The 24,983-nt window shown below is 67.1% G+C and carries 20 protein-coding genes; 12 read left to right on the top strand and 8 right to left on the bottom strand.

Going from position 1 to position 24,983, the window contains the following annotated elements:
* Positions 1–12: 12 nt before the first annotated feature.
* The 3 genes from WJ16_RS21605 to WJ16_RS21595 form a co-directional block, all read right to left on the bottom strand.
* Positions 13–1,164 (bottom strand): branched-chain amino acid ABC transporter substrate-binding protein, encoded by a 1,152-nt coding sequence (locus tag WJ16_RS21605; RefSeq protein ID WP_069259131.1) that lies wholly within the window; start codon positions 1,162–1,164, stop codon positions 13–15.
* 418 nt (positions 1,165–1,582) lie between these two features.
* Positions 1,583–1,774, bottom strand: coding sequence for a CsbD family protein (locus tag WJ16_RS21600; protein ID WP_069259130.1), 192 nt, complete (start codon positions 1,772–1,774; stop codon positions 1,583–1,585).
* Positions 1,775–1,914: 140 nt separating this feature from the next.
* Positions 1,915–3,447, bottom strand: a complete 1,533-nt coding sequence (locus WJ16_RS21595; RefSeq protein ID WP_069259129.1) for a helix-turn-helix transcriptional regulator — start codon at positions 3,445–3,447, stop codon at positions 1,915–1,917.
* Between the two features lie 400 nt (positions 3,448–3,847).
* Here WJ16_RS21595 and WJ16_RS35345 point away from each other — a divergent pair, with 400 nt between their 5' ends.
* The 3 genes from WJ16_RS35345 to WJ16_RS21585 all read left to right on the top strand — a co-directional run bounded on the left by WJ16_RS35345 (position 3,848) and on the right by WJ16_RS21585 (position 4,681).
* The gene (locus tag WJ16_RS35345) at positions 3,848–4,012 is read left to right on the top strand and encodes a hypothetical protein (protein ID WP_167375392.1); all 165 of its coding nucleotides are present in this window, start codon (positions 3,848–3,850) and stop codon (positions 4,010–4,012) included.
* 64 nt (positions 4,013–4,076) lie between these two features.
* Complete coding sequence (locus WJ16_RS21590; RefSeq protein WP_069259128.1) at positions 4,077–4,427, top strand: BON domain-containing protein; 351 nt, start codon at positions 4,077–4,079, stop codon at positions 4,425–4,427.
* A gap of 56 nt (positions 4,428–4,483) precedes the next feature.
* A complete protein-coding gene (locus WJ16_RS21585; protein WP_034205539.1) occupies positions 4,484–4,681 on the top strand; it encodes a CsbD family protein in 198 nt (65 codons plus the stop codon).
* 394 nt (positions 4,682–5,075) lie between these two features.
* Here WJ16_RS21585 and WJ16_RS21580 read toward each other — a convergent pair whose 3' ends face one another.
* Positions 5,076–6,104: a DUF1338 domain-containing protein gene (locus WJ16_RS21580; protein ID WP_069259127.1), complete on the bottom strand. Its 1,029-nt coding sequence runs from the start codon at positions 6,102–6,104 to the stop codon at positions 5,076–5,078.
* A 227-nt stretch (positions 6,105–6,331) separates the two neighbouring features.
* Between WJ16_RS21580 and WJ16_RS21575 the strand changes: the two genes are divergently transcribed.
* Entirely contained in the window at positions 6,332–7,279 is a 948-nt protein-coding gene (locus WJ16_RS21575) for a LysR family transcriptional regulator (RefSeq protein WP_069259126.1), read from the top strand.
* A gap of 287 nt (positions 7,280–7,566) precedes the next feature.
* Here WJ16_RS21575 and WJ16_RS21570 read toward each other — a convergent pair whose 3' ends face one another.
* The gene (locus WJ16_RS21570) at positions 7,567–9,696 is read right to left on the bottom strand and encodes a TonB-dependent receptor (protein WP_069259125.1); all 2,130 of its coding nucleotides are present in this window, start codon (positions 9,694–9,696) and stop codon (positions 7,567–7,569) included.
* Positions 9,697–10,599: 903 nt separating this feature from the next.
* Between WJ16_RS21570 and WJ16_RS21565 the strand changes: the two genes are divergently transcribed.
* Positions 10,600–12,228, top strand: coding sequence for an NADP-dependent glyceraldehyde-3-phosphate dehydrogenase (locus tag WJ16_RS21565; protein WP_069259124.1), 1,629 nt, complete (start codon positions 10,600–10,602; stop codon positions 12,226–12,228).
* Between the two features lie 67 nt (positions 12,229–12,295).
* On the opposite strand, the gene WJ16_RS21560 is transcribed toward WJ16_RS21565, so the two are convergent.
* Both WJ16_RS21560 and WJ16_RS21555 read right to left on the bottom strand, forming a co-directional pair.
* Positions 12,296–13,462 carry a M24 family metallopeptidase gene (locus tag WJ16_RS21560; protein ID WP_069259123.1) on the bottom strand — a complete coding sequence of 389 codons (1,167 nt, stop codon included), beginning with the start codon at positions 13,460–13,462 and terminating at the stop codon, positions 12,296–12,298.
* A 129-nt stretch (positions 13,463–13,591) separates the two neighbouring features.
* A complete protein-coding gene (locus tag WJ16_RS21555) occupies positions 13,592–14,920 on the bottom strand; it encodes an MFS transporter (RefSeq protein ID WP_069259122.1) in 1,329 nt (442 codons plus the stop codon).
* A 171-nt stretch (positions 14,921–15,091) separates the two neighbouring features.
* Between WJ16_RS21555 and WJ16_RS21550 the strand changes: the two genes are divergently transcribed.
* Complete coding sequence (locus WJ16_RS21550) at positions 15,092–16,060, top strand: LysR family transcriptional regulator (protein ID WP_069259121.1); 969 nt, start codon at positions 15,092–15,094, stop codon at positions 16,058–16,060.
* A gap of 18 nt (positions 16,061–16,078) precedes the next feature.
* Here the strand turns inward: WJ16_RS21550 and WJ16_RS21545 are convergent, their stop codons facing one another.
* Positions 16,079–16,711, bottom strand: coding sequence for a LysE family translocator (locus WJ16_RS21545; protein ID WP_069259120.1), 633 nt, complete (start codon positions 16,709–16,711; stop codon positions 16,079–16,081).
* 592 nt (positions 16,712–17,303) lie between these two features.
* Here WJ16_RS21545 and WJ16_RS21540 point away from each other — a divergent pair.
* The 6 genes from WJ16_RS21540 (at position 17,304) to WJ16_RS21515 (ending at position 24,812) form a co-directional block, all read left to right on the top strand.
* On the top strand, positions 17,304–17,627 hold the full coding sequence (locus WJ16_RS21540; RefSeq protein ID WP_069259119.1) for a DNA-binding protein: 324 nt from the start codon (positions 17,304–17,306) through the stop codon (positions 17,625–17,627).
* A 163-nt stretch (positions 17,628–17,790) separates the two neighbouring features.
* The gene (locus WJ16_RS21535; protein ID WP_069259118.1) at positions 17,791–18,276 is read left to right on the top strand and encodes a hypothetical protein; all 486 of its coding nucleotides are present in this window, start codon (positions 17,791–17,793) and stop codon (positions 18,274–18,276) included.
* A gap of 241 nt (positions 18,277–18,517) precedes the next feature.
* The gene (locus WJ16_RS21530; RefSeq protein WP_069259117.1) at positions 18,518–19,999 is read left to right on the top strand and encodes a PepSY-associated TM helix domain-containing protein; all 1,482 of its coding nucleotides are present in this window, start codon (positions 18,518–18,520) and stop codon (positions 19,997–19,999) included.
* A complete protein-coding gene (locus WJ16_RS21525) occupies positions 19,977–20,396 on the top strand; it encodes a DUF2946 family protein (protein WP_084636099.1) in 420 nt (139 codons plus the stop codon). The genes WJ16_RS21530 and WJ16_RS21525 overlap by 23 nt, the downstream gene beginning before the upstream one ends.
* Before the next feature lie 130 nt (positions 20,397–20,526).
* Positions 20,527–22,641, top strand: a complete 2,115-nt coding sequence (locus tag WJ16_RS21520) for a TonB-dependent receptor family protein (protein ID WP_069259116.1) — start codon at positions 20,527–20,529, stop codon at positions 22,639–22,641.
* A gap of 53 nt (positions 22,642–22,694) precedes the next feature.
* Entirely contained in the window at positions 22,695–24,812 is a 2,118-nt protein-coding gene (locus WJ16_RS21515; RefSeq protein WP_069259115.1) for a TonB-dependent receptor, read from the top strand.
* The last annotated feature ends 171 nt before the right edge of the window (positions 24,813–24,983 follow it).

Genomic DNA, 24,983 nt, shown 5'->3' with positions numbered 1-24,983 from the left:
GCGGGTTGTGTTTCAGTCCGCCGATTGCGTCGTGACGGGCTGCCACGCGGCGTTCTTCACTTCATACAGCGTCGAGCTCGGGTTCTTCAGGTCGCCCGTGTTCGTGAACGCGATCGTGCCCGTGATGCCGTCGTAGCGCGTGCCCTTCAGCGCGCCGTTGAAATCGGCCGGCTTCGTCGAGTTCGCCTTCTGCATCGCCTGGATCGCGATCCACGTCGCGTCGTACGCGAACGGCGCGTACGCGAGCATGTCGACGCCGTACTTCTGCCGGAATTTCGTTTCGAACTGCTTGCCCTTCGCGAGCCGCGACAGCGGCTGCCCGTATTCCCACACGGACGCCCCTTCCGCCGCATTGCCGGCGAGCTTGATGAAGTTCGCGTTCATCACGCCGCCGCCCGCGAGGAACTGCGCGCGGATGCCGAGCTGGCGCATGCGCTTCACGAGCATCGCGGCCTGCGCGTCGAGGCCGCCGAAGAACACGAGATCGGCATTCGTGCTCTTGATCTTCGTGAGCTGCGCGCTGAAGTCCACCGCCTTGTCGTTCGTGAATTCGCGCGCGACGATCGTGCCGCCGTTCGCCTTCACGGCCTTCTCGAATTCGTCGGCTTCGCCCTGGCCGAACGCGGTGCGGTCGTCGATGATCGCGATGCGCTTCGCCTTCGTCACGCTCGCCGCATAGGCGCCCGCGTTGCCCGCGTTCTGCGTGTCGGTCGCGATCACGCGGTACACGGTGCCGAGCCCGGCGCGCGTGATGTCGGGGTTCGTCGCCGACGGCGTGATCATCGGAATGCCGGCCTTCGCGTAGATCTTCGACGCGGGCAGCGTCGTGCCCGAATTGAAATGGCCGATCACGACGGCCACCTGCGCATCCGCGAGCTGCTGCGCGGCCTGCACGCCGGTGCGCGGATCGCTCTGGTCGTCCTGCGATGCGACGACGAACTTCACGGGCTTGCCGCCCACCGTCGTATGCGCGGCATTCGCTTCGTCGACGGCCATCCGCACGCCGTTCTCGATGTCCTTGCCGTAGGCGGCGCCGCCGCCCGTCAGCGGGCCGGCCACGCCGACCTTGACCACCGTTTCCTGCGCATGAGCGGCGCCCGTGTGGAGCGCGAGGATCGCGGCGGTCAGGGCGACGCCGGAAAGCGAACGAATGCGGAACGTCATGACAATCCTTGTTCTGGGGGCCGGGATGCAACGCGCGACTGCCGCGCGTCGGCGACCTCCCGCGTGCCGGTCTGCTCGTCCGCCGCCGGTGCGTGATGCGCATTACGGCCGGCCGGTCGATCGCCGCGGCCCCGTCTCCGGAGAGCCTTTCATCGCGAAAGAGGTGAACGGATTGTGGGTAGCCAATACCCGTGCAGCAAACGAAATATCGGAACTATGTTGTGAGGATTTATCATCAAGTTCCGCATTCGCGGCCGCCGCGCGGCCCGCGCGACGGTGAGCCGCGGGTGGGCGGCTTCCGACGGACGCCGCGCCGACGGCCGGCCATCAAGGTCGGCCGCGGTCATGCCGGCGGCGCATCATCGTGGCGACGACGGCCCGGCCGGCCATCGCGACGCGCGCGGCGCCGCGTCATCGGTCAGTGCCGATCGGTGCCCTTGTGCTCGCGCACCGCGTCGGCCGCTTCACCGGCCTTCTCCTGGAGCTTGCCGGCCTGCTGTTCGGCGACGCCGTCCGCTTCCGTCTGGCGGTCGCCCGTCACCTTGCCGAGCGCTTCCTTGACCGAACCCTTGACCTGCTTGAGCCTGCCTTCGATGCGATTCCTGTCCATGGTCGTCTCCTGCGATGGTTGGGGAGAGCCGGCGGCGCAACGGCCCGCGTCGCACCGCCGAGTGGACAGGTTCGCAAGCATGCGCCGCGTGCGGTAGATGCGAATGCACCAGCGCACATGGTGCATTCGTACCGGCGGCGTCAGTCCTTGCCTTTCTCTGCGCCCTTCTCGCCGCGCGCGCCGTTCGTGTCGGCCGCGCCGACGATCCCGCGTTCGCGCGCCCAGACGATCGCCTCGCCGCGGCTGTGCACGTCGAGCTTCGCGTAGATCGTCGCGACGTGATTGCGCACGGTGTTCGGCGCGAGCCCGAGGCGCCCGGCGATCTCCTTGTCCGCGAGACCATGGCACAGCAGGTCGAACACGTCGCGCTCGCGCGCGGTCAGATCCGACAGTTGCGCGCCTGCGTCCGGCGCATTCGCGCGCCGCACGTTCGCGAGCTTCTCGATCAGCGTGCGGCTGAACCACGATGCATCCTGCATCGCTGTCTCGATCGCGTAGACGAGTTCCATCTCCGTGCGCTTGCGATCGCTGATGTCGAGCAGCGCGACGAGCAGGCAGTCGCGCCCGTGAAGTGCGACCGGGTCGGCCGACACGACGCAATCGCGCACGTCGCCGTCGCGCGTGCGGATCTGCACGTCGGCGTTGCGCACGTTGCCGTCGCGCGCGAGCCGCCCCTCGATGCGCTGCCACGCGCCGCGTTCGGCCCACAGCCCGATCTCGTCCGCGGATTTGCCGAGCAGCTCGGCCTGCGCATGGCCCGTCATCGCGGCGAACGCGTCGTTCACGTCGAGCAGTTCGAAGCGCTCGGCCGTGACGATCGCGGTGGCGACCGGCGCCATCCGGAACGCCGTCGCGAAGCGCTCTTCGCTCTGTTGCAGCGCGCGCTCGGCCTGCTTGCGCGGCTCGAGATCCATGAACGTGAACAGCATGCACGCCTCGCCGTTCATGTCGATCGGCTGCCCGGCGACGACCACCGCCTTCGTGCTGCCGTCCGCGCGTTTCAGCACGGCCTCCATCTGCGGAATCGTCGCGCCTTCGGCGAGCCGCTCGATCGCGAGTTCGCGCCGCTCGGCCTGTTCGAGCACGTCGACTTCGTACACCGAGCGGCCGAGCACGTCGTCGCGCTCGTAGCCGGTCATGTCCAGAAAGCCCTGGTTCACCTTCACGTAGCGCAGGTCGTCGAGCCGGCAGATCACGGCCGGCGCCGGGTTCGCGTTGAAGGTGCGCTCGAAGCGCTCCTCGGCGCTCGCCCATTCGGTCGCGTCGTGCAGCACGAGCGCGAGGCAGTCGGGCTCGCCGGCCGCGTTCGTCAGCACGAGGCTGCGGATGCGGTGAACCCAGCTCACGGTTTCATCCGCCGCCGATTCGACTTCGACCGTCACGTCGCTGAACTCCTCGCCCGCGATCACGCGATCCATCGGATAGTGGCCGTCGCGCACCGGATGGTTGTTCCGGTAGCGCAGCCGGAAGCGCTCGCGGTAATCGGTGACGGTCGCGCCGAGCGCGCTCAGCTCGGTCACGCCGTGCATCGCGAGCGCGGCCTCGTTCGCCCAGACGATCCGCTGGTCGGGCTCGATCAGGATCACGCCCTCGGTGAGCCCCGCGATGATCTGATGCAACTGGCGCCGGTCGGTATGCGACTTCAGCACCTGTTCGTTTACCTGTTCGTTCATCGAATGGTTGTCCCTATGGTCAGCAGGAGGCCGGCCCGGTTGTCCCTTTTTTACATTGCTTTTTCGCACCGATACACGCCGGCGGGCGCGTGCGGCGATGATCCCGTCGCGCGCCGCGGCGCAACAGGCGCGAATGCACTAGCCGCCATAGTACATTCGCACGCCCCACCTGAATCGTGCGTTTCCTCGCCGAATGGCACGGCACGGGCTGTGCGCCGGCCGTCCCGCATTACCCGGGTCGTGATGCATTTCCCGTTCCCGTGCCTGCGCGCCTTTCCCCGTGCAAACGCACTAGCCGATCCGGTGAATTTGCGCGATGTCCGCTCGCGTTCGCCCCGGTACGCTGGTACTGCATCGGCGCTCATGCGCTGCCCTTTCATCCCGCAGAGGAGGACTCCGGATGAAGCTGCATCAGACACCCGATCCGACGCGACCCGAACCGGCCCCGGACAACCCGCCCGAACCGGCGCCCGGCACCGATCCGCCGGTGCCCGTGCCGCCCGACGTGCCGCGCCCGGACATGCCGCCGCGCGAGCCCGGCTACGACACGCCGATCGCCCGGTAGCACGCGGCACGTTTCGTGCTCCACGACTCGACCCATTCACCAAGCCAATCGAAGGAGAACATCAATGAACAAGACCTCGCACCTTTCGACACTGCTGGCCGTCAGCGCGGCCTTCCTGCTTTCCGCTGCACCGCTGACGAACGCGCAGGCACAAGCCTCGTCGACCGACAGCGGCATGACGAACGAATCGAACCAGCCCGTCACAGACACGTGGATCACGACCAAGGTGAAGGGTGAACTCGCCACCACCGAGGGCGTGAAGAGCACCGACATCAGTGTGAAGACGGTCGACGGCGTCGTCACGCTCACGGGCGTGCTGCCGACCAAGACCGCCGTGAAGAAGGCCATCGCGGTCACGCGCTCGATCAAGGGCGTGAAGCACGTCGACGCATCCGGCCTGAAGGCGAAGGCCTGACGTTCCGGCGCGGCATGCCGCCGCGCCTTTTATCCCTGCATGACAAGGAGGACACGATGAACGAAGACAAGATCAAGGGCCAGTGGAAGCAACTCACCGGCAAGCTGAAGGCCAAGTGGGGCAAGCTGACCGACGACGATCTCGCGGTCGCGGAAGGCAATCGCGACTATCTGGCCGGCAAGATCCAGGAGCGGTACGGGATCGCCCGCGATGAAGCGGAAAAGCAGTTGAAGGAATTCGACCGCGAGCTGTAACGCGATCGCAATTGACGCAACCCGCCGCGGCGCCTCCGGCGTCGCGGCCACCAGGACAACGACATGGGCAAATACCTGATCGCCTGGCTGCTCGGCGTGCCGGTCGGGCTGCTGGTGCTGTTCTACCTGATCACGCACATCTTCTGACGGCGCGGCGGCCGGCGGCTGGCGCCCGGCGCGCCGCCCGCATTCCTCCGCATGCCATGGCGACTGCCTCGACGCATGCACGCCATCGGCCACACCCACGCCACTCCTGCAGGACATCCACTCTTCCGACTACGCGACTGCCGGCGACGGCCAAACGCAATCGGGCAGCACGCTGTCGCGCGCTGCCCGATCGGTCGTTTCCATCGGCAGCAGCCGGCGAATGCCGGCGACGGCGCTGCGCCCGGCGTTACTTCGCCGCGTTCGCCGTCATCTTGAAGATACCCTGCGCGTTGCCCGCATCGAAACGCAGGTCGGTCACCCAGCGGCGCGCCGCCTGGTCGAACGTGCGCTTGCGCGTGATGAACTCGTAGAACGAACCCGGCACGTTGCGCTTCACCGTGCCGCCGTCGCGCGTGCGGAATTCGCGCTCGACGGTATCCGCGCGATACGCGGTCTGGAACACGCGGCCCGAGCGCGAGCGCTCGACTTCCGGCTTCATCGGCCGGCCCTTCGCCTTCTCGTCGTCGGACAGCTTGAACACGTCGGCGACGCGGTCGGTCGCATGGTTGAACGCATTGCCTTCGGTCGCGATCCACGCCATTTCCGCCGACTCCATCAGCAGCGTTTCGTAGTCGAGTTCGTGCGGCAGATCGTGCTGGCGCGCGAACGCGCCGACGATCTCCGGCAGCAGCGCGTGCGCGGCTTCCAGCGACAGCCAGCCTTCGCGCTCGACTTCCCACAGCAGCGCGACGGCCGCCGGCGACAGCGGATCGCGCGACGTGCTCACGACGTTCGTCACGGCCTGCTGGAATTCCTTCGAGAAGCGCTCCGGATGCAGCTCGCTGACGAAGAACTGCGCGATTTCGTCGGGGGCGTCTTCGTGCGCATACGCGCGGCCCGTCATGCCGAGCTTGTCGAGCGGATAGCGGCCGTTCAGCCGAAAGCCGAGCGGACGCAGGATGCGCGTGAACGCCGCCTCGCCCGGCGGCAGCGCGCCCGTGTGCGGCCAGCGCACCGTGCGCAGCGCGCCGTGATCGAAATACACCGAGCCGCCGCTTTCGATCGTCTCCGCCGTGTACGCGCGGCCGTTCGCCGAACGTTCGAGCAGCCCTTCGAACAGCGCCATGTTCATCGCCTGCGCGATTTCCGCACGCGTCACGACACCGTCTTCCCATTCTTCGAGGATGGCCGGCATGTTCAGGGTCGAGAACAGGGCGTCGGTCTTCGCCTGTCCCAGCAGCTTCGTCAGCAAGCTCTCGATATTCGGATTGCGCATCAGGATTCTCGTCTCGGGGGACCGCCGGCAATCGTGCCGGCAACTCGTCGGCCGGCCGCCCCGCGGGCGCCTGACCTTGCGTGGGGAGCATTATTCAAAGGGTTGCAGCCGGGCGTAAAGCGAGATTAAATTGATATGTGATGAGTTTTTGGAATTATCAGCCGCTCCCCGGCCCCCGCCCGCCGCCTTGCGCCGCGCGGATCTGATCGTCATACGAATCGAACATCATGCGCAAATTCAAGATCCCCAACATGGGCGCGCTCGTGGCTTTCGAGGCCGCCGCCCGCCACGAGAGCTTCACGCATGCGGCCAAGGAGCTGTTCCTGACCGAAAGCGCGGTATCGCGCCAGATCGCGACGCTCGAAGCGAGCCTCGGCGTGCGGCTGTTCGCCCGCGTGAAGCAGCGCGTCGTGCTGACGCGCGCCGGCAAGCTGTACGGCACGCAGGTGCGGCGCGCGCTGGAGGCGCTCGACCGCGACACGCTGTCGATCATCGCGCACGGCAGCGGCGGCGGCTACCTGGAGCTGGCGGTGCTGCCGACCTTCGCGTCGCACTGGCTGATCCCGCGCATCAAGAGCTTCTACGACCGCACGCCCGACGTGCGCGTGAACATGGGCAGCCGCACCGACCTGTTCTCGTTCGAGGATACCCACTTCGAAGCCGCGATCCACTACGGCAAGCCGACCTGGCCCGGTACGTCGTCCGACTACCTGTTCGGCGAGGAAGTCGTGCCGATCTGCTCGCCGGCGCTGCTCGACGGGCCGGTGGAGCGCGTCGAAGATCTGCTCGCGTATCCGCTGCTGCACTCGACGACGCGCCCCGGCGCATGGGCGCAATGGTTCGAGACGCACGGCGTCGAGGACATCCGCACGATGCAGGGCGTGCGCTACGAACTGCACACGATGCTGATCAGCGCGGCCGCGGCCGGGCTCGGCATCGCGCTCGTGCCGAAGTTCTTCGTCGAGGAACAGTTGCAGCAGCTCGGGCTGGTGGTGCCGTGCGATGCGGCCACCGTCGGTGATTCCGCGTACTACCTCGTGTATCCGACGGAACTCAGCCACAGCAAGCCGCTGGAATCGTTTCGCGGCTGGCTGCTCGAACAGGCGAGCGCGTATGCGGCGCCGGCGCCCGGCGCGGATGGCGGGGAATGGGCGGACGACGAGGACGTCGAGTAACGGCGCGCGCGCGCCATCCTTGTCGCACGGTGGCCTCGCAGGCATGTCGCGTCGGCGGACCGGCCTTCACCACCTTCACCAGCCGCGCGCGATCCGGGTTCGGCGTCGGCCGGGATCGTCAGCGCACGCGCCGCGACCGGGCCACGAGCGAGCCACAATACGGCGCACGGCACGCGTGCACGGCCGGTCATGCGCGACACCTCGATCGATTGGCGGATCATGGGCAGTAACGTGCGGGCCATCGTCGCGAAGGCCCGCATTGTCGCCTGACGCATGCATCACGTGCATCACATGTGCCACTTCACCGTGGCGGTCAGCGTGCGCGGATCGCCGGGCATGTTGTACAGGTCCGCATTGCCGTGCGCGGCGATGAAGTAGCGGCGATCGAACAGGTTGTCGAGCGTGAGCGTCACGTCGACCTTCTTGCTGCGATAGCCGGCGCCCAGGTTGAACACGGTGAACGACGGCAGCGTGACGAGATCGCTCGCCGACGCATAGCGCGCCGACTGGAACTGCATGCCGGCCGCCGCATAGAAACCGTACGGCAGCTCGCGCTTCACCCACAGGTTCGCGCTGTGGCGCGGCATCAGCCCCGGTGTGTTGCTCGACACCGCGAGGCCGGCCGCCGTCGATTGCGCGGAACCGTCGACCGTGCCGTTCATGTACGCATATCCCCCATACACCGACCACTTCGGCGCGATCTCGCCGGTGAAGCCCAACTCCATCCCGCGCACGTGCTGCGTGCCGATCGGCAGCGCATAGCCGGGATTCGCCGGATCGCCGATCTGCTGGTTGGTCTGGCGCATGTCGAACAGCGCGACGCTCGCCGTCGCGTTGCCGCCGAGGTCGAAGCGCGAGCCCACTTCATACGCGGTGGTCTTCTGCGGCGCGAGCGCGGCGCCGTTCGCGAACGCGCCGGAACTGATCAGCGTGTCGGCCAGCGGCGAGAACGACTGGCTGACCGAACCGTACAGCGTCAGCCAGTCGAGCGGTTCGTAGATCAGCCCGACGCGCGGGCTCCACGCGTGATCGGTACGGTCGAGGTTGACGTTCGACGACGTGTAGTCGTGGCGGATCTGGTTCAGGTAATCGAAGCGCAGGCCGGCCAGCACTTTCCAGTGCTCGGTCAGCGAGATCAGGTCCTGCGCGTAGACGCCCGCGAGCCCGACGACCGTCGACGCGTTCGTCTTCGCGCGCGCGCCGGCCGGCACGCCGGGCAACACCACCGCCTGCGGATTGAAGAGATCGTAGGTCGCGACCTTCGACACGCTGTAGATCGTGTCGAACTTCTGCTGCTGCGACAGTTCGAGCCCGTACAGGAGCTCGTGGCGCATGCCGAACAGCGACGTCTTCTGCGTGAGTTCGAACAGGCCGTCGATGCCGTGGTCGGTGCGCTGGCGCGTCGACTGGTCGAGCGTCACGACCGGATGCGCGGCCGTCTTGATCGGCTCGTACGTCACGTAGTTCTTGCGTTCGAGCGAGAAGTCGTACGCGCGGATCGCGCCGTGGAACGACAGCGAATCGCTGAAGCGGTGATCGAGCGACACCGTCGCGCTCTTCGCGGAGATGTCGTTGTACGAACTGTTCACCCCGTCGGCCGAGCCGTAGTACGTGTTGATCGGCACGCCGACCGGACGGCCGAGATACGCGGGCAGCCCCTGGTCGGACGTGCGGCGATCGTGCAGGTAGTCGAATTCGACGTTCAGCACCGTGTCGCGATCGAGCTTGAACTGCGCGGACGGCGCGATCGCCTGCCGGTTGAGCTGGAACTGGTCGCGAAAGCTGTTCGAGTTCTCGGCCGCGCCGGTGATCCGGAAACGCGCCGCATCGTTCGCATTCCAGCCGAGGTCGAATTCGCCGCGCCGTTCGCCGCGCGTGCCGAGCGTCACGCCGACGTCGTTCACCGGCGTCGCCTGCGGCCGCTTCAACACGCGGTTCACGATGCCGCCCGCCGAGCCGCGCCCGTACAGCACGGCCGCCGGCCCCTTCAGCACTTCGACGCGATCGACGTTCGACAGGTCGCGATAGTAGAGCGCGTCGTCGCGGATGCCGTCGACGTACTGGTCCGTGATGCTGTTGAAGCCGCGGATCGTGATCTGGTCGCGCTGGCCGTCGCCGACCGAGAAACCGACGCCCGGCACGTTGCGCAGCGCATCCTGCATCGACGTCGCGTTCTGGTCCTCGATCAGCGCATGCGGCACGACGTTCACCGTCTGCGGCACGTCCATCAGCGACATGTCGGTCTTGGTCGCCGCGCGCGAATGGCCGCCGTCGTACGACGCATGCTCGGCGGTCGCGTTGACGGAGATCGCGGGCAGGGTCGCGGCGGGCTCGCTCGCCTGCGCAAAGGAAGTGCGTGCGCCGGCCAGCGACGTGGCGATCAGAAGCGCATGGCAGGCGCTCTTGTTGAGTTTCATCGTTGAGGTAGAGGCTGAAGGAAAACGGCAAACGGAAACAAACGCATCCGCCCCATGCACGCACCGCGCGGCGAATCGGCTGGAGACATCCTTTCCGTGAACACGAAGCAGCGCGCGGGAGAGCCCCCGTCGCGTCGGCCGGCCCGTTAACGGCCGGCGAAAAAGCCGTGACGTTCTGTCACGGCTCGTAACGGAGCGAAATATTAAACGAGAATGATTCGTGTTTTTAATTAATTTTCAACGTGTCGCCTGCCCGCAACGGGCACGCGCATTACGCTCTGCATTCCTGACGAATGCCTTTCTGTTTTGCGCCTGGACGCGATTTGAACGTAATAAAAACGAAAGAATTTTCTCGCCACTCATCGGGCGATCGAGGATCTGGCAAAAGGCGGGAATCGGAATACGCGGACGACGAGACGGGAGAGAATCGCGACGCATTCGTCGAAGGAACCGCATGGCGTTCGAAGTCCGGTGCGCGCCGGACCGGGCAACCCCGACCCGGCGCTCCGGGCAGCCGACCTCGCATCGGCAGTGCGGCGGGCCTGCTTCTTTTTTTCCCTACGTGTGCTCTCAGGTTCACTTCATTTTTTTCTTCACCGCGCCGGGCCATTATCCGCGCAATCCCGCCACAGGGAAACGTTTGCGAGCGCACATGGCGGCGCATACCGGGTATTTGGAAACAGTCTTCCAATACGCTTTCGATGTGCGCGCGACGAACCGGCAAATCTTGCATTCACGCCGGCGTTCCTTTTTAATGGAACTGGTTCCATTCGTTGATTCGGCCACGTTCGCGCGTGACGCGCCGCCGTCCGCGCGTCATGATGCCGATTCAGGATCGAGGATCATCCCGCTCAGGATTCGCATCGCCCGTCCTTCCCGGACACCCCGTCAAACGAGACCGTCATGCCCGATTCCGCCTCCCTGCAGCACCTGTTTCCCGCCTTTCAGGACATCCCCGCCGAGTACCGGCTCGCTTCGCCGATTCACCAGCGCCTGTCGCTCGTCGACGGCGAACTGCGGCCGTGGGACGGCGCCACCAAGACCGTGCTGTCGCCGGTCTGTGTGCGACAGGCCGACGGCAGCGTCGAGCAGGTCGAGATCGGCAGCTATCCGGTGATGGGCGAAACCGAAAGCGACGCGGCCCTCGACGCCGCGGTGCGCGCCTACGATGCGGGCCGCGGCGAGTGGCCGACGATGAAGGTCGAGCAGCGCATCGCGTGCATGCAGGACTTCATCAGGCGGATGGTCGCGCAGCGCGAGCTGGTGGTGAACCTGATCATGTGGGAGATCGGCAAGAGCCTCGCCGATTCGCAGAAGGAGTTCGACCGCACCGTCACCTACATGACGCAGACGATCGACGCGCTGAAGGAACTCGACAACGCGAATTCGCGCTTCGTGATCGCGGAAGGCACGATCGGCCAGATCCGCCGCACGCCGCTCGGCGTCGTGCTGTGCATGGGCCCGTACAACTATCCGCTGAACGAGACGTTCGCGACGCTGATCCCCGCGCTGCTGATGGGCAACACCGTGGTGTTCAAGCCGCCGCAGTACGGCACGCTGCTGTTCGAACCGCTGCTCGAAGCGTTCCGCGACGCGTTCCCGAAAGGCGTGATCAACACGATCTACGCACCGGGCGCGGTGGTCGTGCCGCACATGCTCGCGTCGGGCAAGATCAACGTGCTCGCGCTGATCGGGTCGAGCAAGGTGGCCGATCACCTGAAGAAGCAGCACCCGAAGTCGCACCGGCTGCGCGCGATTCTCGGCCTCGATGCGAAGAACGCGGCGATCGTGCTGCCCGACGCCGATCTCGATCTCACGGTAAAGGAATGCCTGCTCGGCGCGCTGTCGTTCAACGGCCAGCGCTGCACCGCGCTGAAGATGCTGCTCGTGCACCGCTCGATCGTCGACGAGTTCCTGAAGCGCTTCACCGCCGCGCTCGAACAGTTGAAGATCGGCATGCCGTGGGAGAAAGGCGTCAGCATCACGCCGCTGCCGGGCATGCATCGCACCGCGTACATGACGGACGCGATCGACGACGCGAAGGCGAAGGGCGCGCAGGTCGTCAATGCGTCGGGCGGCGAGTTCAGCAAGACGCTGTTCTACCCGGCCGTCGTGTATCCGGTGTCGGAAGGGATGAAGCTGTACCGCGAGGAGCAGTTCGGGCCGATCATTCCGGTCGCGCCGTTCGACGACGTGGACACCGCGCTCGACTACGTGACGACGTCGGATCACGGCCAGCAGGTCAGCATCTTCGGTTCCGATCCGGCGCAGATCGGCGCGCTCGTCGATCCGCTCGTGAACCAGGTGTGCCGCGTGAACCTCAACTGCCAGTGCCAGCGCGGGCCCGACGTGTTCCCGTTCGCGGGGCGCAAGGATTCGGCGGAAGGCACGCTGTCGGTGAGCGACGCGCTGCGCGCGTTCTCGATCCGCTCGATGGTCGCCGCGAAGCAGACCGAAGGCAGCAAGCAACTGCTCGATTCGATCGTGTCGGATCACTACTCGAAGTTCATCAATACGGGCTTCATTTTCTGAAGCGGGCCGTTTGCGAACAAGCCGCTGCACACACCCGTGCAGCGGCTTTTTTTGCGCCCGTGCGGGACTACGCCCGAACCGGGAACGTCAACGCGTCGAGATCGAGCGGGCCGCCGGTCAGTTGAACCGGGCCTTCGTCACCGATCAGCACCGTATCGGAATGACGGAAGCCGCCGACACCTTCGATGTAGATGCCCGGCTCGATCGTCAGGCACATTCCCTTCTCGATCGGCCGGTCGTAGCCTTCGGCAAAAAACGGCGCCTCATGCGCGGTGACGCCCATCCCGTGCCCGGTCCGGTGCAGCATCCGGTCGCCCATTCCCGCGCGGCGGAAATAGTCGTTGACCTTGCGATCGACGTCGCTCAGCAGCGCGCCGGGCATCGCCGCGTCGAACGCGAGCCGGCGCCCTTCCGACATCACGTCGAACGCGCGTCGCGCCGCGTCGGGCACGTGGCCGAGGAAGAAGGTCCGCTCGACTTCCGCGCCGTAGCCGTTCATCACCGCATTGACGATCGATACGTGCGGGCCGCCCTCCTCCATCCGCATGTCGATGTTGCTGAAGTTGTGCGGGTCGTGCGACACGCTGCCCGGCTGGAACACCGCGACGATCCGCGTCGCCAACGGGTTCAGCGACGGATCGTCGGCCAGCAGCCGCTGCATGATGAAGCCGCGAATGCGCGACGACATTTCCGCCATCCCGAGGCCCGGGCGCGCGTCGTTCAGAAGCAGGTTGTGGGCGCCGGTGGCGATTTTGCATGCATACACGTGGCGGCCGATCTCGTAATCGGACTTGATCATCCGTACGTCGTCGATGATGTCGATGCATATGCGCTCGCCCGGCGTCTGTGCATAGACCTGCAGCGGACACACCGATTCGACGCCGACACGCTCGCCCGGCCCGAACAGCGCCTTGAAACGGTCGCTCCATTCGCGCCCGGCCGGCGCCGGGAACTCGAAATACGGAATCAGCTCGAGTTCGCCGATCGAGCGCGTCCGCACATGCGGCTGTTCGAGCTGCGGCACGACGAACTGCGGCGGGCCGCTGCGCGAAATGACCAGCACGAACGGCCGCTCGTGGACGATGTTCGCGAAGTTCGTCAGGTAGTAGATGTTGTCCGGCGAGAACGCCACATAGCGATCGAGGCCGGCTTCCGCCATGCGTGCGCGCACGCGGTCGAGGCGTCCTTTGAGTTCCGCGTCGCTGGGCGCCGCAAACGTAGGGGTGAGTTTCATGCGTGACTTCTCCTGTTGAGGATGACGGGGCGGCCGGCTCGGCCGATCATTTTCGATGTCGCGATACGAGGACATTTCATTCGTTATCCTGCATTTCATCGATACGCGCGGAAACCGAATCCGGCTCGCTTACTCGCTCGCCATACGACGGAACCCGAGCAGCGCGACCAGGCTCACGACCGCCATCGCGACGATGTACAGCGCAGGCGACGCCTTGTTGTGCGTGGTCGCGATCAGCCACGTGACGATCAGCGGGGAAAATCCGCCGAACACCGTCGTCGGGATGTTGTACGACACCGCGAGCCCGGTGCTGCGCACCGCGGCCGGGAACGCGCGCGCGGACAGCGCGGGCACCAGCCCGACGAGCACGCCCATCGGCGCGGCGGCGGCGGCCTGCATGATCAGCAGGTTGCGCAGCGAAGGGCTCGCGATGACCCACATATAGAGCGGCAGCGTGATCGCGGACAGCACGACGATCGCGGCGGCGACCATCGCGACCGGCCGGCGCCAGACGTCGCCGAGCAGGCCCGCGAGCGGCGCGATCGCGACCATCACGATGCCGGCGACCGTCGTGCTCATGAACGGCGCGGACATCGGCAACCCGAGCTGCTTCACCGCGAACGTCGGCATGTAGATCAGGTACATGTAGAACGCGGCGGTACTGACGATCGTCACGCCGATCGCCGCGAGGAACGACGCGAGGTGCTCGCCGAACAGGCGCCTGAACACCTGCGAAGCCGGCAGCGCTTCGCCGTGCACGAACGCATCGGTTTCCGATACGCTCCTGCGGATATAGAAGCCGACCGGGCCGATCAGCAGCCCGACCACGAACGGCACGCGCCAGCCCCAGCTTTCGATCTGATGCGGGCTGAGCGACGTCGTCAGAATCGTGCCGATCGTGCCGCCCAGCACGATGGCCAGCATCGTGCTCGACATCTGCAGGCTCACGAAGAAATTGCGTCGATGCGGCGGCGCCTTTTCCGCGAGGAAGGCGACGGTACTGCCGAATTCGCCCGACGCCGCGAAGCCCTGCACGAGCCGCGCCAGCACGAGGATCGTCGCACCCAGCCAGCCGGCCTGCGCGTACGGCGGCGCCACCGCGATCGCGGCCGTGCCGGCCAGCATCAGCCAGATCGTCAAGGACATCGCCGCCTTGCGGCCGTACCGGTCGCCGTACAGCCCGAGCACGATACTGCCGAGCGGCCGCACGACGAATCCCACGCCGAAGGTCGCCGTCGCGAGCAGCAGCGACCCGACCTGCCCGGCCACCGGGAAAAACAGCTTCGCGATCACGCTGGCGAAATAGCCGTAGATCACGAAGTCGAACCATTCGAGCGCGTTGCCCGCGGCGGCGGCCGCGACGTCGCGCAGCGTGCCCGATCGCGCGGACGGCTGCGCCTCCGCCGAAAGTCGATCGAGCGCCAGGGCGCCGGCAGGATTTGCTGCATCCTCTTTCATCGTCCGTCTCCTCCATCTGCTGGCTGCGGTAGTTTCGTGCTCATGTTCGATGCGCACCGTTACCGCGTCCAACGGATTTCCGGAATATGATCATCACCAACGTAAATAACGGTGCGAGCCGGCGCGCGGCTTCGTCGCGTCGCCGGCTCGCACCCGAACGGGAGACAGGCGATGAAGGATGTGTTTCGTCAGCTCGACCTCAACCTGCTGCGGGTGTTCGCGGCATTGATGGCCGAAGGCAACGTCACGCGCGCCGCCGAGCGGCTGGCGCTTTCACAGTCGGCGGTCAGCAATGCGCTGCGCAGACTGCGCGAATCGCTCGGCGACGTGCTGTTCGAAAAGACCGCGTCGGGTGTACGCCCGACCGCGCGGGCGCGCGAGCTGTGGTCGGCGGTCCAGCCGCCCTTCGACGCATTGAAGCAGGCGATCTCGCCCGACCAGTTCGATCCGCAAGAACATCGGGGCACCTTCACGATCGCGATGTCGGACTACTCGGTCGAGCGCATCATGCCGCGCCTCGCGCAGTACATGGGCACGCATGCACCGTCGATGCGGATCGAGCTCACGCAGTTCAGCGTCGCCGACCTGCCGCGCATGTTCGACCGTGGCGGCGTCGATCTCGCGATCGGCGGCTACCTGAACGACTCCAGCCCAAGCAGCGGCGTGCGCACGCACGAGATGTGGCCGATCCACTGGAGCTGCCTGATGCGCAAGGATCACCCGCTCGCGAAGGGGCCGCTCACGCTGAAGCGCTTTCTCGCGGCGCGGCATCTCGACGTCGGGTTTTCCGGCATGCGGGTGCCGGTGTACGACAGCCTGCTCTCCGCGCACGGCCTGCAGCGCAATCTCGTCCTCACGCTGAATGCGTACTCGCCCGCGCTGGCGATCATCCGGGAGTCGGATTTCATCGGCGTACTGCCGACCACGCTGCTCGATCTGTCGATCCATGAAAAGGAACTGGTGTCGCGGCAGCCGCCGGTCCGCATGCCCGCGCGGCCCTACTGCGTGATCTGGCATCAGCGCTGGGACAGCCATCCCGCGCACCGCTGGCTGCGGCAGACGATCGTGTCGCTGTTCACGCCTCCGGCGGAACAGCCGGGCAGCGCCACGCGCGCGGCAACCCGGCGCGCTGCCCGCTAGATGCGCGGGTGCGCCGCGTCAGACGTTCGACACCAGCAGCCTGATCCCCGCCACGCCGAACACGACGGCAAGACACGCTTCCATCGCACGCCGGCCGCGCACGTACAGCCGGCGCGCACCGTCCATCGAGAACACGAGCGCATAGCCGCCGAACACCAGGCAGCCGATCACGATACAGCCCGGCACGACGGCGCCGTGCGACGCGCCCGCGCCGTTCGACGACAACGCGACGATCGACACCCACACGAGGATCGCCTTCGGATTGGTCAGGTGCAGCATCGCGCCGCGTACGTAGAAGCGCGACAGCCGTTGCTCGCCCGCCGCGCTCACCGACGCGGCCGCGTGGCCCGACAACGCGGTGCGCCCCGACTTGAACGCGAGCCACAGCAGGTACAGCCCGCCGAAGAGCTTGATCGCGACCAGCAGCTTCGACCACGCCAGCAGCGCGGCCGACACGCCGAGCGCCGCCACCGTCGCCCAGCACATCGACCCTGAAATCACACCGAGCGCGAACGCGAGCGCCGCCTTGCGGCCCTGGTTCGCGGCGACCGACATGATCGCGAGATTGCTCGGCCCGGGGCTGGCCGTGCCGATGAAATAAGCCGTGTACGCCAGCAGCAGATTGGCCGAGAAGAAGGCGTGGACGTTCATGTCGATCTCCGCAACGGATGATTCGGAGATTGTTCGCGAACGCGCGCCGTCTGCCCATGAACACTTGGCCGGTATTTCGCTGGGCCAGTTGGGCGGTCGCGCAACCGGATCGTCGCGCGCATTCGTCTCGGTTTTGAAACACCCGTCACCTTCGCCGGCGGTCGTTGCTGTCGCTGCGAGCCGGGCGGCACCGCCGCGTGCGGCCGGCCGCACGCGCGACACGTGCAGGCAGCGCACGCGGGCCGGCCCGTGCGCGCCGCTGCGCCGGGGAACGCGCCACGCAATCTGTCACGGCGTTACGTTACATCCGTGAAGCATTTCGCGTCGTCGTGCCGTGCCGCGTCCCACACCGGCATCGCGCCGCGCCGCTAGACGGCCTGCTCGATCACCGTCGCGATCCAGTCCCGGCGGGACTCGCCGCCCCGTGTCGCACCGCGGCTCAACATTACTCAACAATCGTGTCGCGGGGCTGGTACGAAACCTGCGTTCCGTTCGGGAGACAGCCGCGCCATCGACCGCGCGGACACGAAACCCCGCTCGGGCGCGCGCACCGAACCCGCCCGAACGATCCAAGCATGCAACGAGGCTCTTCATGGATGCGCTGCCCAATTCGTCCGACACGTCGTTCCAGCTCTTTCTCGCGAAGGTGCTCGAACAGCCGTTGCCCGACTGGACCGAAAAACAGCAGATGGAACTCGAGATGGCGCGCTCGCTGTCCACCGAAATGGTCCACCTCGCCGAAGACATGCGCGGCCGCACGCCCGATCTCGCACGCTGCCTCGTGCTGCTGCGCTACGCGAAAGTGCTCGACTTCATGCTGACGTCGCTCGCCGCGCACCGCGACATTCATCCGCAGACGCTGCGCACGCTGTTCCGGCTCGCGAACCTGAAAGTCGACGATGCGTATCCGGCCTGAGCCGGCATAACGCATCGGCTGCCGTGCGCGGCAGCCTCGGCCACGACAGGACGCTCCGAACCGCGTCGCGCGCACGGCGATGGCCTCGCCGCACGCCGCGCTGATACCGCGAATCAGCGTGACAGCCGGCTTCTCCGCGCAAACGGAGTTACAATCGCGCGCCATGAACGCACTTCGCCACTTCCTGCTCCGGCAAGGCGTCGCGCGACAGCTTCTGTGGGGGCTCCTCCTCGTGACGCTGCTGTCCCGCGCGCTGATGTCGGGCGCCGTGATGCTCGATCCGGACGGTCCGGATGCGGGCTCGGTGGTGCTGTGTTCGGGCCGCGGCCCGCTGATCGTCGACGCGGCCGCGCTGGCCGCCCGTTTCGATGCCGGCGCGCCGATCACCCCGGCCAACGACGCGCGGGCGCTCGCCGATACGCTCAAGCACGACGCGCATGCCGACAACACGGCGTCGCCCGGAAACGGCGACAGCCTGTGCGCGTTCGGCGCCGCGCTGTTCACCGCGCTGGCGCCGTTCGTGCTGCTGGTGCTGCTGTTTCCCGCCGCCGCGCCGCGGCGCTTCCGGGTTCACTTCGACAGTCTTCCCGTCGTGCGATCGATCTTCGACGATCGCCCACCTTCCCGCGCACCTCCGCTGTTCTGCTGACGGTTCCCCCCGCGGCTCGTGCACGTCGATGTGCATGAACCCGCCTGCCGTTCGTCTCACACGACCTGATTCAAGCGTTCACCCGCGTGCCCGCATCGAGCGGGCGACGCCGCCATGCGCACCGTCCGCGCGTGGCGCCGCGCCGCCCGTTGCGTCGATGCAGGCAGGCGGGCGCAACGCGCGTTGACGTCCGCCGGTTCGCGCCGGCGTGGCCGCTCAACGAACACGAGGAACTGACACCATGTCGACCACCGTCGAGCGGGCCATCGCGCCCGCGCAATCCACCCACGCCGGTTACCGGACGCTCTGGCGCTGGCACTTCTATGCCGGCCTGTTCGTGATGCCGTTTCTCGTGATCCTCGCGATCACCGGCACGCTTTACTGCTTCCAGCCGCAGATCGAACCGCTGCTGTATCCGCACCGGCTCGTCGTCGAGCCGCGCGCGACGCCGCGACTCGATGCCGACACGCTGCTCGCTCGCGCACGCACTGGCGTGCCGGCCGGCGCAGCGCCGGTGTCCGTGCAGGTCTCCACCGCGCCCGATCGCAGCGCCGAGTACGTATTCCGGATGCGCGACGGCAGCCGCGAGAGCGTGTACGTGAACCCGTACGACGGCAGCGTGCTCGGCACGCTAAGCGTCGAGAACCGCTTCATGCAGATCGACCGGATGCTGCATCGCAAGCTGCTGCTCGGCAAGACGGGCGAATTGCTGATGGAACTCGCCGCGTGCTGGACCTTCGTGATGATCGGCACCGGCATCGCGCTGTGGTGGCCGCGCGGCGCCGCGCGCGTCGGGCAGGCGCTGCGCCCCGACCTGTCGCTGCGCGGCCGGCCGCTGTGGAAGAGCATTCACGCGACGGCCGGCATCTGGCTCGCGGCCGGCACGGTGGCGTTCATCCTGACCGGGCTGCCGTGGTCGGGCTCGTGGGGCAAGAACTTCAAGGCGCTCGCCGCGACCGTGAACCTCGGCGCGCCGGAAGGCGCGTGGGGCGGCTCGGCAGTGCGTTCGACGCGCCCGGGCGCCGCACCGACGCCCGAGCCTGCGTCCGCCGCTGCATCCGCGCGAGCCGCCGCACGCGCCGGTCATCACCACGATTCCGACGATTCGATGCCCGGGATGGTGATGGACGACCTGCCGTTGCCGCAAACGCCGTGGGCGGTCGGCAACGTGCCCGTCCCGCATTCGCCGTCGGCGCCGACATCGGCGCCGCTGCCGCTGGCCCGCGCGATCGCGATCGTCGCCGGCCGCGGCGTGACGAGCGGCTACACGCTCGCGCTGCCGTCCGGCCCGGACGGCGTGTTCACCGCGTCGTACTTTCCGGCCGACCCGAAGGCGGAACGCACGATCTATATCGACCAATACAGCGGCGCGGTGTTGAAGGACATCCGCTATGACGACTACGGCGCGGTATCGCAAGCCGTGTCGTACGGCACGTCGCTACACATGGGCCGCTACTTCGGGCTTGCGAACCAGATCATCTGCACGGTGCTGTCGCTCGGGCTCGCCGCGATGGCCGTCACCGGCACCGTGATGTGGTGGAAGCGCCGCCCGGCCGGCAAGGTCGGTGCGCCGTCGCGCGAACGCGGCAAGCCGCCAATGCGCGGCTGGATCGCGGGGCTCGTGCTGCTCGGCATCGTCTTCCCGCTGATGGGCGCGACGATCGTCGCGGTCTGGTTGATCGACCGTCTGCTGTTCGGCCGTGCGGCACGCGCGGCAGCCTGATTCGTCGCGCGCCGGCGCACGCGGCGCGCCGACGCGGCAAGCCCGGGCCACCGCGTGGCTCGGGCTGGTCGCGCTCGTGCTCGCGCTCGTCGCGCCGCTGATCTCGCAACTGCGCGCGGCCGCACCCGATAACGGCCTGCCGGCCGCGCCGATCTGCTCGGCAACCGGCAACACGCTCGTCGCGCACGCGCAGCCGCATGCGCCGTCCGATGCGCATTTCGAGCGCTGCGGCTATTGCGGCCTGCTCGCCGGCCATCCGCCGCTGCAGTACGCGGTGTTCCTGTCCGCCGCTCCGGCCGTGCGGCATGCGCCGCCCGAGCCGACGATCCTCACCGCCCACCCTCCGTCGAAGCGCTACGCGCTCGCCGCGCGCGGGCCGCCTTCCGCCCGCACCTGACGCTCCTCGCGAGCGCGCCGCCGCCCATCGCGCGGCGCGGTCCACCTTGCCTGCCCGCCCTGCCGGCGCCGCGCATGGCGTGCACGCGTGCCCGTTTCATCATCGTCACCCTTACTCTTCGTATAACGACATGTTTCCCTTGACTCGTATTGCCGTCGCGCTGTCCGGCGCGATTTCCGTGCTCTTCGCGTCGGCCGCCGGCGCACAAGGCGCCGCCGCGCCGACCGACGCATCGGATACGTCGACACTGCCCGCGATCAACGTCAACGCGACCCGCGCGCCGGACTCGCTCACGTCGAAATCGACCGATGCGCTGAAGCGCGCGCTCGAACAGACGGTCGGCTCGGTGGGCTTCGTCGATGCGGACAGCTACCGGAACACTTACGCGTTCACGCTGCGCGACGTGCTGAAGGACGTGCCGGGCGTGTTCGTCGAGAACCGCTACGGCCAGGAGCTGCGGCTGTCGATCCGCGGCTCGGGGATTGCCCGCGCGTATCACACGCGCGGCCTCGAAATCCTGCAGGACGGCATCCCGACCAACCTCGCCGACGGCAGCGGCGACTACTACCAGATCGATCCGCTCGCGCTGCAGGCGGTGCAGGTCTACAAGGGTGGCAACGGCCTCGCGTACGGCGCGTCGACGCTCGGCGGCGCAATCGACTTCGTCACGCCGACCGCCCGCACGGCGGACGCGCCGAACATCGTGCGCGTGGAAGGCGGCAGCTACGGCACGGTACGCACCAGCGCGCAGATCTCGCGCGTGCTCGGCCCGCTCGACTTCCTCGCGAACTTCAGCGTGAATCACGCGGACGGCTATCGCGATCACGCGAAGGGGCAATACGAGCAGTTCAACGCGAACGTCGGCTACCGGTTCAGCCCGACGGTCGAAACGCGCTTCTACGTCGGCGTGTACGTCGTCGACCAGTTGCTGCCCGGCACGCTGTCGCTGTCCGACGCGCTGAACAATCCGACCAAGGCCGCGCCGAGCGCGGTGTCGGGCGACCAGGCGCGCAACACGCGCACCGAGCGGATCGCGAACCGCACGACGGTGAAGCTCGATTCGGGCGAACTGCAGTTCGACACGTGGGCGATTCACAAGAGCCTCTATCACCCGATCTTCCAGGCGCTCGACCAGGACGGCTGGACCTACGGCTTCGCACCGCGCTACACGGGCCGCCTGACGCTCGGCGGGATGCGCGACGACCTGATCGTCGGCGCGCGCTTCTTCGGCGGCCGCACGCAGGCGAACCAGTACGTGAACGTCAACGGCGACAAGGGCGCGCAGACGCTCGACTCGACGCAGACGGCGTTCAACTACGAGGCGTACGTCGAGAACCGGCTGTTCTTCGTGCCGACCGTCGCGCTGATGACGGGCGTGAAGGTCCTGCATTCGGTGCGCGAATACATCGACAACGGCGGGTTGCCGCGCGACCCGAACTACCGGTCGACGAACGCGAGCTACAGCGGCGTCAATCCGAAGCTCGGGCTGCTGTGGCAGCCGGATGCGAACACCCAGGCCTATGTCGACATCACGCGCAGCCAGGACGTCCCCGACTTCACCGACCTCACGCAGACCTTCTCGAACACGACGCGCTTCACGCCGCTCGCGGCGCAGCACGCGTGGACGATCGAGTTCGGCACGCGCGGCTCGCGCGAGCGCGTGAGCTGGGACGTGACCGCCTATCGCTCGCTCGTGCGCGACCAGTTGCTGCAATACACGACGAACCCGGATGTGCCGGCGTCGACGTTCAACGCGAACAGGACGGTGCTGCAGGGGATCGAGGCCGGCGCGTCGGTCGAGCTGCTGCGCAACGTCACCGGGCGCGGCGCGGGCGACACGATCACGCTGTCGGGCATCTGGAACCTGAACGACTTCCGCTTCAAGAACGACCCGCAGTACGGCAACAACCGGATCGCGGGCGTGCCGCTGAACGTGCTGCGCGCGACGCTCGGCTATGCACGCCCGAGCGGCTTCCACCTCGCGGCGACGCTCGACTGGGTGCCGTCGGGCGCGTGGGCGGACGATGCGAACACGTTGCGCGTGCCGAGCTACACGCTACTCGGGCTGCAGGCCGGCTACGACTTCCGCAACGGGCTGTCGCTGTTCGTCGACGCGCGCAACCTGACCAACAAGCGCTACGTGAGCGACATCAGCACGGTCGCGAACGCGCGCACCGCGAACACCGCGATCTTCTATCCGGGCGAAGGACGCAGCGTGTTCGCCGGCATGCGGTACGCATTCTGATGCGCCGCCGCCCGCAGCCGTGCTCATTGCAAAGATTCGAAGGAAACCGAAACATGAAGTTCAGATTGATGCTGCCCGCCGCCTTGCTCGCCGCCTTCTCACCCGCCGGGCAGGCACAGGAAAGCGACATCAAGCACACCGGCGCCACGCTTGCGCCGATTCGCGTCAACGCACAGAAGGCGACGCCGCTCACGCAGCCGCTCGACACCGGTAGCCGCCTCGGCTTGAGTTCGCTCGAAACGCCCGCGAGTGTCGAGCAGATCGATCGCAAGACGCTCGACACCCGCGGCGACGCGTCGATCGTCGACGCGGTGAGCCGCGCCGCCGGCATCAGCGCATCGCCGCATCCCGGCAACGGCGATTCGGAACTGGGTGCGCGCGGCTTCGTCGGCGCGGCGTCGGTCACGCAGCTGTATGACGGCGTGCGCCCGTACGGCGCGATCGGCGTCACGTTCCCGTTCGACACGTGGTCGGTCGACCATATCGACGTGCTGCGCGGCCCCGCGTCGGTGATCTACGGCGAAGGCGCGATCGGCGGCGTCGTCAACATCGTGCCGAAGAAGCCGACGCGCGGCGCGATCCGCAACGAGCTGCAGGTCGGCGGCGGCACCGAAGGCACCGCGCGAGTCGCGTTCGGCAGCGGCGGCGCGATCAACGATAAGCTGTCGTACCGCTTCGACATCAGCGGCAACCGCGCATCGAACTGGGTCGACCGCGGCAATTCGCGCAACCTGTCGTTCTCAGGCGCGCTGCGCTACGACGTGACGTCCGACCTGTACGTGAGTGCATCGTACGCGCAGGGCTTCCAGCATCCGATGCAGTATTTCGGCGTACCGCTCGTGAACGGCGCGCTCGATCGCGCGCTCGACAAGAAGAACTACAACGTCGGCGACAGTGACATCGCGTTCCGCGACAGCTGGGCAACCGTGTCGGCGAACTGGCAGCCGAGCGACAGCCTGAACGTGACGAGCACGCTGTACCGGATGAAGAGCAACCGTCACTGGAAGGATGCGGAGTACTACACGTACCTGCCGTCGACCGCGCAAATCCGGCGCAGCAGCTACACCGAAATCTTCCACGACCAGGAACAGTACGGCAACGTGACGGCGGCCACCGTGACCACCGCGCTGCTCGGTATGCGCAACACGTTCTCGGCCGGCTTCGAGTTCAATCACACGACGTTCCAGCACGACAACAATTCGCCGTATTCGGGCACGTCGACGGTCGATCCGTTCGACTTCGATCCGGGCCGCTTCATCAACACGGCCGGCACTTATCCGAAGTACCGCAGCCAGGCGAACCAGTACGCGCTGTTCGCCGAGAACCGGCTGGAAATCACGCCGCGCTGGTCGGTGATCGGCGGGCTGCGCTACGACCACGCGAGCGTGAATCGCGACGATCTCGTGAACGGCGGCGCGTTCACGAAGGTGTTCGCGAACACGGGCTGGCGCGTCGGCACCGTGTACGACGTGCGGCCCGGCCTCGCCGTGTACGGCCAGTATTCGGTCGCGGCCGATCCGGTCAGCTCGCTGCTGTCGCTGAATGCATCGAAGGCGAACTTCACGCTCGCGACCGGCCGACAGATCGAAATCGGCGTGAAGCAGTCGTTTCTCGACGGCAGGGCGGAATGGACGCTGGCCGCGTACCGAATCGTCAAGCGCAACCTCCTGACGGCCGATCCGCTGAACCCGAACCAGTCCATCCAGGTCGGCCAGCAGTCGTCGCGCGGGCTGGAGGCGACGGTCGGCGCGGAGATCGCGAAGGACTGGCGCGTCGACGCGAATGTGTCGATCCTGCGCGCGAAATACGACGACTTCCAGCAGGCGTCCGGCGGCACGACGGTCTCGCGTGCGGGCAACGTGCCGGTGTCGGCGCCGCAGCGGCTCGCGAACCTGTGGGTGAGCTGGCGCTTCGCGCCGGACTGGACGGGCATCGCGGGCGTCAAGTACGTCGGCAAGCGCTTCGCCGATACCGCGAACCAGCTCGTGATGCCGTCGTACACGACCGTCGACCTCGGCCTCGCGTGGAAGCCGCGCAAGGACACGACGATCACCGCACGCGCGTACAACGTGTTCAACCGGCGCTTCGTGCAGTCCGCGTACTACAACGAGACGCAGTACCTGCTCGGCAACGACCGGCGGATCGAAGTGCTGGCGAACTACCGGTTCTGATCCGGCGCGAAGCGATGGCACGCGCCTGCGCGGCGGCGGTTGCGTTCATCGGGACGTCGCCGTGCAACCGGCTACCCGTTTGCCGCATGATTACCGTTGGGTACGCGTGCCCGCCATCACGCACGCCTGACCGCCGTCGCGCACGCCTAACCGCCGTCGCGCACGCCTAAC

This window comes from Burkholderia metallica (genome assembly GCF_001718555.1).
In the GTDB taxonomy this organism is placed as follows: Bacteria; Pseudomonadota; Gammaproteobacteria; order Burkholderiales; family Burkholderiaceae; genus Burkholderia; species Burkholderia metallica.
Note: the sequence above shows the minus strand (reverse complement) of the source record. Positions and strands in the feature narration are given on the sequence as shown.